At 69.8% G+C, this 12,936-nt stretch carries 9 protein-coding genes; 5 read left to right on the forward strand and 4 right to left on the reverse strand.

What is annotated here, in order from left to right:
* Positions 1–78 precede the first annotated feature (78 nt).
* From ABEA46_RS02190 to pulA, 3 genes are all read left to right on the forward strand, one after another.
* Positions 79–1,257, forward strand: a complete 1,179-nt coding sequence (locus ABEA46_RS02190) for a thiolase family protein (protein ID WP_345542690.1) — start codon at positions 79–81, stop codon at positions 1,255–1,257.
* 83 nt (positions 1,258–1,340) lie between these two features.
* Entirely contained in the window at positions 1,341–3,452 is a 2,112-nt protein-coding gene (locus ABEA46_RS02195; RefSeq protein WP_345542691.1) for an MDR family MFS transporter, read from the forward strand.
* A 180-nt stretch (positions 3,453–3,632) separates the two neighbouring features.
* The gene (gene pulA, locus ABEA46_RS02200; protein ID WP_345542692.1) at positions 3,633–9,404 is read left to right on the forward strand and encodes a pullulanase-type alpha-1,6-glucosidase; all 5,772 of its coding nucleotides are present in this window, start codon (positions 3,633–3,635) and stop codon (positions 9,402–9,404) included.
* Positions 9,405–9,471: 67 nt separating this feature from the next.
* On the opposite strand, the gene ABEA46_RS02205 is transcribed toward pulA, so the two are convergent.
* From ABEA46_RS02205 to ABEA46_RS02215, 3 genes are read right to left on the reverse strand one after another with little or no spacing between them, the layout of a single operon-like run.
* Positions 9,472–9,828 carry a hypothetical protein gene (locus tag ABEA46_RS02205; RefSeq protein WP_345542693.1) on the reverse strand — a complete coding sequence of 119 codons (357 nt, stop codon included), beginning with the start codon at positions 9,826–9,828 and terminating at the stop codon, positions 9,472–9,474.
* Positions 9,829–9,867: 39 nt separating this feature from the next.
* Entirely contained in the window at positions 9,868–10,236 is a 369-nt protein-coding gene (locus ABEA46_RS02210; RefSeq protein WP_345542694.1) for a bleomycin resistance protein, read from the reverse strand.
* A gap of 41 nt (positions 10,237–10,277) precedes the next feature.
* The gene (locus ABEA46_RS02215) at positions 10,278–10,457 is read right to left on the reverse strand and encodes a hypothetical protein (protein ID WP_345542695.1); all 180 of its coding nucleotides are present in this window, start codon (positions 10,455–10,457) and stop codon (positions 10,278–10,280) included.
* 137 nt (positions 10,458–10,594) lie between these two features.
* Between ABEA46_RS02215 and ABEA46_RS02220 the strand changes: the two genes are divergently transcribed.
* Both ABEA46_RS02220 and ABEA46_RS02225 read left to right on the forward strand, forming a co-directional pair.
* Positions 10,595–10,921, forward strand: coding sequence for an L-rhamnose mutarotase (locus ABEA46_RS02220; RefSeq protein WP_345542696.1), 327 nt, complete (start codon positions 10,595–10,597; stop codon positions 10,919–10,921).
* A 120-nt stretch (positions 10,922–11,041) separates the two neighbouring features.
* Positions 11,042–11,395, forward strand: coding sequence for a YciI family protein (locus tag ABEA46_RS02225; RefSeq protein WP_345542697.1), 354 nt, complete (start codon positions 11,042–11,044; stop codon positions 11,393–11,395).
* A gap of 61 nt (positions 11,396–11,456) precedes the next feature.
* Here ABEA46_RS02225 and ABEA46_RS02230 read toward each other — a convergent pair whose 3' ends face one another.
* Positions 11,457–12,725 carry an ROK family transcriptional regulator gene (locus tag ABEA46_RS02230; RefSeq protein ID WP_345542698.1) on the reverse strand — a complete coding sequence of 423 codons (1,269 nt, stop codon included), beginning with the start codon at positions 12,723–12,725 and terminating at the stop codon, positions 11,457–11,459.
* Between the last annotated feature and the right edge of the window lie 211 nt (positions 12,726–12,936).

Consider the following 12,936-nt stretch of genomic DNA (forward strand, 5'->3'; position numbering starts at 1 on the left):
GAATTGCGCCCAGGCGTCCGAGCGAGGCCGGATCCCCGCGTTTCGCGGAGACGTAGGCTCGGACCAGGAGGCACTCTCATGCGCAGCGCGGTCATCGTCGACGTCGTCCGAACCCCGTCCGGGCGGGGCAAGCCCGGGGGAGCCCTGAGCGGTATCCATCCCGTCGACCTCGTCGCCGAGGTGCTCACGGCCCTGCTCGAGCGCAATGCGCTCGAGTCCACGCAGATCGACGACGTGCTGATGGGATGCGTCAGCCAGGTCGCCGACCAGTCCCTCAACATCGGGCGTCAGGCCGTGCTCGCCGCCGGTTTCGCCGAGACGGTGCCGGCGGTGACGATCGACCGGCAGTGCGGATCGAGCCAGCAGGCGGCGCACTTCGCGGCGCAGGGCGTCATCGCGGGCGCCTACGACATCGTGATCGCCGCCGGCGTCGAGTCGATGAGCCGCGTGCCGCTCGGCTCGTCGGCCCACGGCGGCACTGTCTCGCAGGGCGTGGCGAGCCGCTACCCGGACGGGCTCGTGGGCCAAGGCGTGTCGGCCGAGCTCATCGCCGCGCGCTGGGGCTTCTCCCGCGAGGAGCTCGACGCCTTCTCGGCCGAGTCGCACCGTCGGGCGGCGGATGCCTGGACCCGCGGCCGATTCGACTCGCAGGTGATCCCGGTCCTCCCCGGCGACGGCGAGGCTGTCGCGTTCGACGAGACCGTCCGCCCGGGGACGACGGTCGAGGGGCTCGCCGGACTCGCCCCGGCGTTCCGCACGGATGCGCTCGCGGAGCGGTTCCCCGACCTCGACTGGCGCATCACGGCGGGCAACTCGTCGCCGCTCACCGACGCGGCATCCGCGGTCCTCATCATGAGCGAGGAGAAGGCGCAGGAGCTCGGACTCACGCCGCGCGCGCGGTTCCACGCGTTCGCCGTGGTGGGCGACGACCCGATCATGATGCTCACCGGGCCGAGTCCGGCCACGCGCAGAATCCTCGAGCGCAGCGGCCTCTCGATCGACGACCTCGACGCCTACGAGGTGAACGAGGCGTTCGCGTCGGTGCCGCTGGCATGGCTGCGCGACCTCGACGCCGACCCCGCGAAGCTCAACCCGTGGGGCGGAGCGATCGCGCTCGGACACGCCGTCGGCGCCTCGGGCGCACGGCTGCTCGGGACGCTCGTCGCGCACCTGGAGGCCACCGGCGGGCGCTACGGCCTGCAGACGATGTGCGAGGGCGGCGGCATGGCGAACGCGACGATCATCGAGCGCCTCTGACAGAGGCGGTCTACGATGAGCCCAGACCTGACGACGACGGAGTCGCCTGATCGCATCCGCTGATCTGCAGTTCGGGGGTAGTCATGTCTGAGACCCGCACGTCGTCCGAGACTGTCGCCGCGCCGGTGATGACCCACCGGATGATCCTGTTCGTCATCTTCGGCCTGATGGCGGGCATGTTCCTGTCGGCGCTGGACCAGACGGTCGTCGGCACCGCGATCCGCACCATCGGCGACGACCTGCACGGCCTCAGCGAGCAGGCGTGGGTGACGACGGCCTACCTCATCGTCTCGACGATCTCGACGCCCATCTACGGCAAGCTGTCCGACATCTTCGGCCGCCGGCCGCTGTTCATCTTCGCGATCGTCGTGTTCGTGATCGGCTCGATCCTCGCGTCGTTCTCGACGTCCATGCTGCAGCTCGCGGCGTTCCGTGCGATCCAGGGTCTCGGCGCGGGCGGCCTCATGTCGATGCCCCTGGCGATCATGGGCGACATCCTCGCGCCCCGCGAGCGCGCCAAGTACCAGGGGTACTTCCTCGCCGTCTTCGGCATCTCGAGCCTGCTGGGCCCGCTCATCGGCGGGCTGTTCGCCGGCGCCGACGAGATCCTCGGCATCGCCGGGTGGCGCTGGGTGTTCCTCATCAACGTCCCGATCGGCCTCGTGGCGCTGGGCATCGTGCTGCGGTTCCTGCACATCCCGCGGCATCCCGTCCATTCCGTGCGCATCGACTGGTGGGGTGCGACGACGGTGATCATCGCGCTCGTGCCGCTGCTGCTGGTGGCCGAGCAGGGACGCGAATGGGGCTGGGATTCGCCGCTCGCGCTCGGCTGCTACATCGTCGGCGGACTCGGCGTCATCGCGTTCGTCATCGTCGAGACGCTCATGAAGGACGACGCGCTGATCCCGCTGAAGCTCTTCCGCTCGTCGACGTTCTCGATGGCGACAGTGATCGGCGTGTTCGTCGGCTTCGGCATGTTCGGCGCGATGCTCACCATCCCGCTGTACCTGCAGCTGGTGCTCGGCGCCACGCCGACCGAGAGCGGTCTGCAGATGCTGCCGATGATCCTCGGCATGATGATCGCCTCCATCGGCAGCGGCCAGATCATCGCCCGCACCGGGCGGTACCGGGTCTTCCCGATCCTCGGCACGGCGTTCCTGTCGATCGGCTTCTTCTGGCTCACTCATCTGCGGTACGACACGTCGTACTGGTTCATGGCGGGCGGGATGCTGCTGATCGGCCTCGGGCTCGGGCAGCTGATGCAGACCCTGACGATCGCGAGCCAGAACTCGGTCGGGCTGCGCGACATGGGCGTCGCGACGAGCGCCTCGACGTTCTTCCGGCAGATCGGCGGCACGCTCGGCACGGCCGTGCTGCTGTCGCTGATGTTCACGCTCATGCCGCAGAACATCCAGGCCTCGTTCGCCGACGAAGACACCCTCACGAGCGCCCTCGACGCGGCGTTCGACCCCGAGGTCGCGGGCGCGCCCGAGAACGCCGACATCATGGCGAAGATCTACACGCCGATCGTCACGCAGGCGACCGATGCCACCACGAAGCAGCTGCAGGAGGGCGTCGACAACGCCGCGGCCGCGGCCACCGACGCCGTCGCGGCGCAGGTCGAGGCCGGGCAGATCCCGCCGGCGCAGCAAGAGGCGGCGACGGCCGCGGCCGTGGCGCAGGCGCAGCAGGCGGCGCTCACCGAGATCCAGAAGCAGGTGCCCGCCGCCCGGCTCTCGGACGACGGGACGGTGACCCTCGACTTCTCGGATGCCGACGACCGCGCCGCGTTCGTCGACACCCTCGTGCCCACGATGCTCGACCGCTTCGCCGACGGCGGCGGCGACTCGCAGATCGACCAGAGCACGGTCGACGACACGTCGTTCCTCGTCGGCGCCGACCCCCGGCTGAGCAAGCCCATGCTGGTCGCGTTCAACGACTCCGCGGTCGCGGTCTACTGGGTCGCGATGTGGGTCGTCATCGTCGCGTTCGTGCTGTCGCTGTTCTTCAAGACGCCTCCGCTGCGGGCGAAGTCGGCGCTGCAGGAGGCCGTCGACGATGACGCCGCGCTGTCGGCCCAGCGCGCCGCGAACCAGGCGGGCGCCCCGGTCGAGGTCGACACCGGCGGCATCCGCGTTCCGGCCGGCGCCCCGCTCACGCGGCGACAGGCCCGCGAGGCACGCACCGCCGATTGACACCCACGCTCTGCAAGCGGTTACGCAAACGGCGGGCCCGCGGATGTCGGAGGCCGCGGCATCCCCAATATGAAAGGGCTCTCACGATGTAAGCGCTTGCAATTCTTATGAATCCGCTGTTACTGTCGGCGCACAGCTCACCGGCACGTCGTCGTGCCTTCGCCCCTTCCAGGAGCCCTGATGTCACAGCCGACAAGTCCCCGAGCGCGCAGAGTCACCGCGAGTCTCGCGGCCGCCGCCCTCATCGTCACCGGGGGAGCCGTCGCCATCGCGCCGGCGGCCGCCGCCGAGCGCACCTTCGCCCTCGTCGGCAGCCTGCAGTCCGAGCTCGGCTGCTCGGCCGACTGGCAGCCCGAGTGCGCCGCGACCGACCTCGCCGCCACGGGCACCGCCGGCGTGTACGCCGCCGAGTTCGAGGTTCCGGCCGGGACGTACGAGTACAAGGTCGCCGCGAACGACGCGTGGGACGAGTCGTACGGGCTGAACGGCTCCAGCGACAACATCCCGCTCACGATCGCGGGCCCCGCGAGGCTGCGCTTCGTGTTCGACGACAACACCAAGCGCGTGGGCGTCGAGGCGAAGAGCCTGCGGGCCGGCTACACGGCCGACGATGACGCGCTGGTCGCGCCGCCGGTGCGCGAGCCGGGCAGCCAGGAGCAGTTCTACTTCGTCATGACCGACCGGTTCGCCGACGGCGACACGTCCAACGACGACGGCGGGCTCACCGGCGACCGCCTGGCCACCGGCTTCGACCCGACCGACAAGGGCTTCTACAACGGCGGCGACATCGCCGGCCTGCGCCAGAACCTCGACTACATCGACGGACTCGGCACCACCGCGATCTGGCTCACGCCGAGCTTCAAGAACAAGCCCGTGCAGGGCGAGGGGGCGAACGCCAGCGCCGGATACCACGGCTACTGGATCACCGACTTCACGCAGATCGACCCGCACCTCGGCACCAACGCCGAACTGCAGGCGCTGATCGCCGAGGCGCACGCCAAGGGCATCAAGGTCTACTTCGACATCATCGCCAACCACACCGCCGACGTCATCGACTACGCCGAGAAGCAGTACGGCTACATCGACCAGAAGACGTCGCCGTACACCGATGCCGATGGCGCGGCGTTCGACCCGCACGCTTACGCGGGCACCGACACGTTCCCGGCGCTCGACCCGGCGACGTCGTTCCCGTACACGCCGGTGGTCGCCGACGCCGACAAGGACCTCAAGGTGCCGGCGTGGCTCAACGACCCCACGCTCTACCACAACCGCGGCAACTCGACCTGGTCGGGCGAATCGGTCACCTACGGCGACTTCGACGGTCTCGACGACCTGATGACCGAGAGCCCGACCGTCGTGGACGGCTTCGTCGACGTGTACCAGAAGTGGATCGACCTCGGCATCGACGGGTTCCGCATCGACACCGCCAAGCACGTGAACTTCGAGTTCTGGCAGCAGTGGACGACCCGCGTGCTGGACTACGCACACGCCCAGGGCAAGCCGGACTTCTTCATGTTCGGCGAGGTGTACGACGCCGACCCGGTCAAGCTCTCGCCGTACGTGCGCGACACCGACATGTCCAGCGTGCTCGACTTCACATTCCAGTCGTCGGCCGTGAGCTACGCCGGCGGCGGCAACGCCAAGAGCCTGCAGAACCTCTACGCGGGCGACGACCGGTACACGACCCCGGACTCGTCGGCGACGGCGCTGCCGACCTTCCTCGGCAACCACGACATGGGCCGCGTCGGCTACTTCCTCAAGGGCGCCGACAACGCGCTGCAGCGGGATCTGCTCGCCCACGACCTGATGTTCCTGGGCCGCGGCCAGCCCGTCGTCTACTACGGCGACGAGCAGGGCTTCGTCGGCACCGGAGGCGACAAGGACGCCCGGCAGTCGCTGTTCGCGAGCCAGGTGCCCTCGTACCAGAACCAGAACCTCATCACGGGTGAGAACGCCGGCTCGGTCGACCGGTACGACACGTCGGCGCCCGTCTACGCGCGCATCGCCGAACTGGCGGCGCTGCGCGAGGCGAACCCCGCCCTGGTCACCGGCGCGCAGATCGAGCGCTACGCCGACAACGGTGCGGGTGTGTACGCGTTCTCGCGCGTCGACCGCGACGAGAAGGTCGAGTACCTGGTCGCGCTCAACAACACGACGGCCGACAAGGCCGTGAACCTCACGACCCTCACGGCGAACGCGTCGTACACCCCGGTCTACGGCGCATCGACGGGGATCTCGACGGATGCCGCCTCCGCGACCTCCGTGAACGTCCCGGCGCTCTCGGCCGTCGTCTACCGCGCCGGCACGACGGTGACCACGCCCGCCGAGGCGCCGGCCGTCACCGTGACCGTCCCGGCCGCCGGTGCGGGCATCAGCGGCACCGCCGCCGTCACCGCCGACGTAGACGACACGACGTGGCAGGAGACGAGCTTCGCCTGGCGCGTCGTCGGCTCCGACGAGTGGCACGCGCTCGGAACCGCGGAAGACACCGACCCGGGTGTCTTCCACGCCGTCGACGGACTCGCCACCGGCACGCTGGTCGAGTACCGCGCCGTCACGACCGACGCGGCCGGCCACCACGCCGCCGCCTCGACCTACGCCTCGGTGGGCAACAAGGTCAGCACCGGCGTCGAAGAGACCCCCGAGGAGCCGGTCGAGGAGGAGCCCCAGACGCCGACCGAGTACGGCGCGGTGAGCGTGCCCGGCAGCTTCGACAGCAAGGCCGGCTGCCCAGGTGACTGGCAACCCGACTGCGACGCCGTGCAGATGACCAAGGTCGACGGCATCTGGACGTTGAAGCTCGCCGACCTGCCCGCGGGCACGTACGAGTACAAGATCGCCACCGAGAAGAGGTGGGACGAGAACTACGGCGCCGGCGGTGTGCCGAACGGCGGCAACATCACGCTCGTGCACGCGGGCGGACCGATCGAGTTCTTCTTCGACCCGCGCACGAAGAACATCCGCACCACGGCCGACGGCCCCGTCATCACGCTGCCCGGTTCGCTGCAGAGCGAGCTCGGCTGCGCGGGCGACTGGATGCCGGACTGCCTCGCGACGATGATGTTCGACCGCGACGGCGACGGTGTGTTCCAGTTCACCACCGACGATCTGCCCACCGGCTCGTACGAGGTCAAGGTCGCCCACGGCCGCTCGTGGACCGAGAACTACGGCGCCGGCGGCGCCCCGGGAGGCGCGAACATCACCTTCAGCGCCACCGCGGGCAAGGTCGTGACCTTCCGGTACACCCTCGAGACGCACGTGCTCACCGTCAGGGCCAGCGACCCGCCGCTCGCGGGCACCGGTGAGCTCCGCGCCCACTGGATCGACGCCACCACCATCGCCTGGCCCGCCGACCTGGGGGCGCCGGCCGACGGCGCCGCATGGCAGCTGTACGGCTCCAAGGATGCCGCACTCGGCCTCACCGCCGATCGCGAGGTCCTCGGCGGCACCGACCCGATCACGCTGACGCGCATCGGCCGCGGCCTCACCGACGATCAGAAGGAGCGGTTCCCCGCCCTTGCCGGCTTCGTCGCGCTGCACGTCGACGGCGTCGACCGGGACGCCGCCGCCGAGCTGCTGAAGGGCCAGCTCATGGTCGCCCAGCGCAACGCCGGCGGGGCGCTCACGGCCTTCACCGGCGTGCAGATCCCGGGCGTGCTCGACGATCTGTACGCGGACGCGGTGGACGGCGCCGGCCTCGGCGTCGCGTACCAGGGCAACAAGCCCACCTTCCGCCTGTGGGCGCCGACCGCGCAGTCGGCGACGCTGCTCACGTGGGATGCCGGCACGGACGGCGACCCGGTGCGTCACGCGGCGCAGTGGGACGCGGCATCCGGAATCTGGACCGTCGCGGGCAAGAAGGCGCTCGACGGCGACGAGTACCTGTGGGAGGTTGTGGTCTACGCGCCGACCACCGGCAAGATCGAGACGAACGACGTCACCGACCCGTACTCGGTCGCTCTGACCCTCAACTCGGAGCGATCGGTCGCGATCGACCTCGACGACAAGAGCTGGCGCCCGAAGGCGTGGGAGAAGACGGCCGCGCCGGTCGTCGCCCGTCCGGTGGACCGCGCGATCTACGAGCTGCACGTGCGCGACTTCTCGATCGGCGACACGACGGTGCCCGCCGCCGAGCGGGGCACGTACAAGGCGTTCACACGCGACAGCGCGGGCACGAAGCAGCTGCGTCAGCTGTCGGCCGCCGGCATCAACACCGTGCACCTGCTGCCGACGTTCGACATCGCCACGATCGAGGAGGACCGCTCACAGCAGCAGACGCCGGCCTGCGACCTCGCGTCGCTGCCGGCCGACAGCGACCAGCAGCAGGCGTGCGTCGCCGCGGTCGCCGACACAGACGGCTTCAACTGGGGCTACGACCCGTACCACTACTCGGTCCCCGAGGGGTCGTACGCAGTGAATCCCCAGGGCGGCGCGCGCGTGTCGGAGTTCCGCGAGATGGTCGGGGCGCTTCACGGCATGGGCCTGCAGGTCGTCCTCGACCAGGTGTTCAACCACACCTCCGCGTCGGGGCAGGACGCCACGTCGGTGCTCGATCAGGTGGTGCCCGGGTACTACCAGCGCCTCAACGCCGCCGGCAACGTCGAGACCTCGACGTGCTGCCAGAACGTCGCGACCGAGCACGAGGTCGCGCAGAAGCTCATGGTCGATTCGGTCGTGATGTGGGCGCGCGAGTACAAGGTCGACGGCTTCCGCTTCGACCTGATGGGGCACCACTCGAAGCAGAACATGCTCGAGATCCGCGCTGCGCTCGACAAGCTGACCCTCAAGAAGGACGGCGTCGACGGCAAGGCGATCTACCTCTATGGCGAGGGCTGGAACTTCGGCGAGGTCGCGAACAACGCCCTCTTCGAGCAGGCCACGCAGGGGCAGCTCGGCGGCACCGGCATCGGCACGTTCAGCGACCGGCTGCGCGACGCCGTCCACGGCGGCAGCCCGGTCGCCGGCGAGACGATCCAGCAGCAGGGCTTCGGCACGGGCCTGGGCACCGACCCCAACGGGGCCCCGATCAACGGCACGACCGAGCAGGCGCTCGCCGACCTCGCGCACCAGACCGACCTCGTCAAGCTGGGCCTCGCGGGCAACCTGCGCGACTACGAGCTGACCGATCACACGGGTGCCGCGAAGGCCGGCGACGAGCTCGACTACCGGGGCTCGCCGGCCGGCTACGCCGACCAGCCCGACGAGGTCATCACCTACGTCGACGCGCACGACAACGAGACGCTGTTCGACCTGTCGATGCTGAAGCTCCCGGCCGACACCACGATGGCCGACCGCGTGCGCATGAACACGCTGGAGCTGGCGACCACGACCTACGCGCAGACGCCGTCGTTCTGGCACGCCGGCACCGAGCTGCTGCGCTCCAAGTCGCTGGACCGCAACAGCTACAACTCGGGCGACTGGTTCAACCGGATCGACTGGACGAGCCAGCAGTCGACGTTCGGCTCGGGGCTGCCGATGGCGGCCGACAACGACGACAACTGGGGCATCATGAAGCCGCTGCTGGCGAACCCCGCCAACAAGCCGGGCGCCTCCGACATCGCCACGGCCGAGGCATCCGCCCTCGACCTGCTGCGCGTGCGCAACGAGGTGGGACTGCTGCGGCTCGGCTCGGCGAAGCTCATCGAGCAGAAGGTCACGTTCCCGGACAGCGGACCGGATGCCGCACCCGGCGTCGTCGTGATGCTCATCGACGATCTCGTCGGCAAGGATGTGGATCCGAAGCTCAAGGGCGCCCTGGTGGTGTTCAACGCCGGCACCGAGACCGTCTCGCAGACAGTCTCGACGCTCAAGGGCCGCTCGTTCGCGCTGACCCCGGCGTTGGCGAAGGGCTCCGACCCCGTCGTCAAGACGACGACGTGGAATGCCGCCACCGGCACGGTGACAGTCCCCGCCCGCAGCGCCGTGGTGCTGGTCGAGGCGCAGAAGCGCTGAGACCCACGACCGCCGAGCACGCGTACCGCCCGCTCGCCCTTCGGGGCGGGCGGGCGGTGGCGTCCTGTCAGAGGCTGAGGTTCGCGAGCAGCTGGTCGGCGGCGCGGCCGATGCCGCTCAGCTGCCACGGCACGACCACGAGGGCGATGACCGCGAACAGGGCGATCGTCGACGCCTTCGCCCGGCGCACGATCCGGTCGACGAGCAGCCCGACGACGCTCACGATGCCGATCGTGCAGCCCGCGACGCTCGCGAACGCCATGCGCACGTAGTCCTCGTCAGTGGGCACCCCCGCCGGCAGCGTCGCAAAGGCGAGTGCGATCGGCACGATCACAAGCCCCAGCACGAGTACGAGTGGCGCGGAGAACCCCCGCAGGCTGGTGCCGGGCCTGGTGGGGCGCGGCTTCGTCGCGACGTCCGTCATGGGCGCGAGCCTAGCGGCCCGACCGCCTCCGACGACAGCTCAGATCGTGCTGCCCACGCGCACCAGGTTGCCGTTGCGGTCGACCACGGCGAACTCGCGCATGCCGTAGTCGGTGTCGACCGGCGCCGTGATGCGGCTTCCGGTGGCAGCATCCGGCTCGACCAGCCCTGCCCACTCCTGGTGCGTTGCCCGCGCATCGTCGACGTACAGGTAGCACATCGACGCCGTGCTCAGCGGGTCCACGTCAGGCGCCTCAGTGAAGTGGAGCTCGGCCTCGCCCCGGCCGACGATGAGGTACCGCCACTCCTCGGGCGGGGCGCCCCGGTTCTCGAACCCGAGCCGCTCGTAGAACTCGAGGGTCTCGCGCAGATCGCGGCTGAGAAGGATGGGGACGGCCCGCTCGGTCATGCCCCGCAGGCTAGCGCCACCCGCCGACAGCGCGACAGGGGTCAGAGCGCGCCGAGCAGCTGCGCGCCGAACACCGCCACCGCGGCCAGGCCCACGCCCACGACTGCGAAACCTGCGATGGCGAGGATGAGGATGTTGCCGCCGATCGTCAGCAATGCCGCCGCGATCGGCGACAGCTCGCGGTGACGGGCGATGCGGACCGGGGACGTGGTGGTGACCATGCCTACGACGCTACGGAGCGCCGTCGCGCCAGGCATCCACCCGTGGTCTCATGCGCCTCCGCCTTTCGGATGATTCCGGGATGGCGGCATGGGCTACGGTGGAGCCCGTTCGCACCCGCCGTTCCGGAGGCCCGACCATGAGAGTCGCCCTGCACTCGATCGTCAAGGACGGTCACGAGCGCTCCTACGATCGCGAGCACGAGCGCATCCCCGACGACCTGGCCGCGAGCTTCGCACGCATCGGCATCCACGACTGGACGATCTGGCGTTCGGGATCCCATCTGTTCCACGTCGTCGACTGCGACGACTTCGCGGCGGCGATGAGGGCGCTCGAGGATGATCCCGCCGATGCCGCGTGGCAGGCGCGCATCGGCGAGCACGTGGACCACTTCGTCCTGGACGGCGACGAGCCCGAAGGCATGATGCTGCCGCAGGTCTGGCGGCTGAGCGCGCAGCGCGGGTGACGCCGGTGGCGGCGGCATCCCTTCAGAAAAAGAATCTCGGCGAACTGTCGATGCCGGCGTACGCCGCACGACGACCCCAGTGAGGTGGGCATCGGCCCGCCCGCACCGGAAGGATCTGACATGAAGTACATGATGTTCGTCGTCACCTCGCTCGAGCCCGACACCGAGGTCGACGACTCCGATGTCGACCTGTGGGTCGACCCCCTCGACGCCAGCGGCAAGCGCATCATCGGCGAGGTGCTCGCCCCGCAGGCGGACTCCACCGTCGTGAAGGTGCGCGGCGGCAAGGTGCTCACCACCCGCGGACCGTTCGTCGAGACCGCCGAGGTCATCTGCGGCTTCGACATCCTCGAGGTCGACAGTCTCGACGAGGCGATCGAGATCGCGTCGCGGCATCCGATGGCCCGCAACGGCCAGCTCGAGCTGCGACCGTTCATGGTCTGGCCCGACGGCGACGCCGGCCCGGAGGCCTGAGCCGCGGCATCCCGTTTCGAAAGGGCGGCTCCCGGGGGCGGGAGCCGCCCTTTCGCGAGGCTCAGCCGGCGAGCAGCAGGGTCGACGGCTTGGGCGAGAACTTGTTGTCGAGCACGAGGCATGCGGCGCCGATGGCCGCGACGTCCGAGCCGAGCTGGGTGCCGGTGATGGTGATGCCGTGCAGATCGCGCGAGACGGACTCGGCGGCGATCACCGGCGGGATCATGCGCAGGTATCGCTCGGCGACCCGCTCCCACATCGCCCCGCCGATCACGACACGGTCGACGTCGAGCATGTTGGTGGCGGTGAGGACCGCGGATGCCGCGAACCGGCCGGCCCTGTCGATGATGTCTCCGGCGCGCTCGTCGCCGTCGTCGGCGAGCTCGCACAGCGCGGCGAACGCGACGTTGGCCGCCGCCGGGCTGCCGAGATCGGTGTCGGCGGGGAGCACGCCCAGCTCGACGCCCTCGGCGGCGAGCTCGCGCGGCGAGCCCACCTGCCAGAACGCGTGGAAGCGGTCGGTGTAGCGGTCGCCGTACTCCTCGGACGAGACGGGCATGCGCCCGACGTCGCCCGCATTGCTCGACATGCCACGGATCACCACGTCGTCGATGACGAAGCCCATGCCGATGCCGGTCCCGAGGTACAGGAACACGAAATTGCGCGACTCACCGGCGCCGCGGTCGGCCCACTGCTCGGCGACGGCGCCGGCGATGACGTCCTTGTCGAGCAGCACGGGGAGCCCCGTCGCTTCACGCAGGTGGTCGCGCAGCGGCACCTGGTGCCAGCCGGGCAGGTGCGGCGGGTCGAGCACGAGGCCCTTCTGCACGTCGACCGGTCCGGGTGAGGCGATCCCCACGCCGAGGATGCGGGCGCGGTCGATGGGCGCGCCCTCGATGAGCTGCTCGATGTGCTCGCTGATCAGGGTGAGCACCGAGTCGGGGTCGCGCACGTCAGGAGTGGGATGGCTCGCATCGACGACGACGCGCCCCGTGAAGTCGAGCAGCACGTAGGTGATGACGGCCGGGTCGATGTGCACGCCCACGGCGTAGCAGCCTGTGGGATCGAGTTCGAGCATCGTGCGGGGCTTGCCGTACGCGACGGGCTGCTTGCCGGTCTCGAGCACGTAGCCCTGGTCGATGAGCCGCCGGCAGATGTTCGACACGGTCTGGGCAGACAGGCCGGTCTCGGTCGTCAGTTCGACGCGGCTGCAGCCGCCCTCGGCGCGCCGGATGGCGTTCAGCACGACCGTCTCGTTGAAGTCGGCCACCCGGGGGAGGTTCGTGCCGCCGGTCGAGCCCCGGGCGCCAGGGGACCAGGAACGCTCCATACGTGCTCCTCGCTGAATCCGGTCCCGTGCGTCCGGCCGCATCCGTGCCGGGAGTCTGCTGTTACCGTACACGGCCGGTCGGTCGCGACGGAGGGCCCTTGCCATCGGCGAGTCCCTGCCTCTATGTTAATCCATACATTTGAGGAAGTAAGTCGCTCGGCTCTGCTGCGCACCTCGAAGATCCCGTATTCCGACAAGGTCGTCCGAACTG

Source organism: Microbacterium jejuense, assembly GCF_039544225.1.
GTDB classification, from domain to species: Bacteria; Actinomycetota; Actinomycetes; order Actinomycetales; family Microbacteriaceae; genus Microbacterium; species Microbacterium jejuense.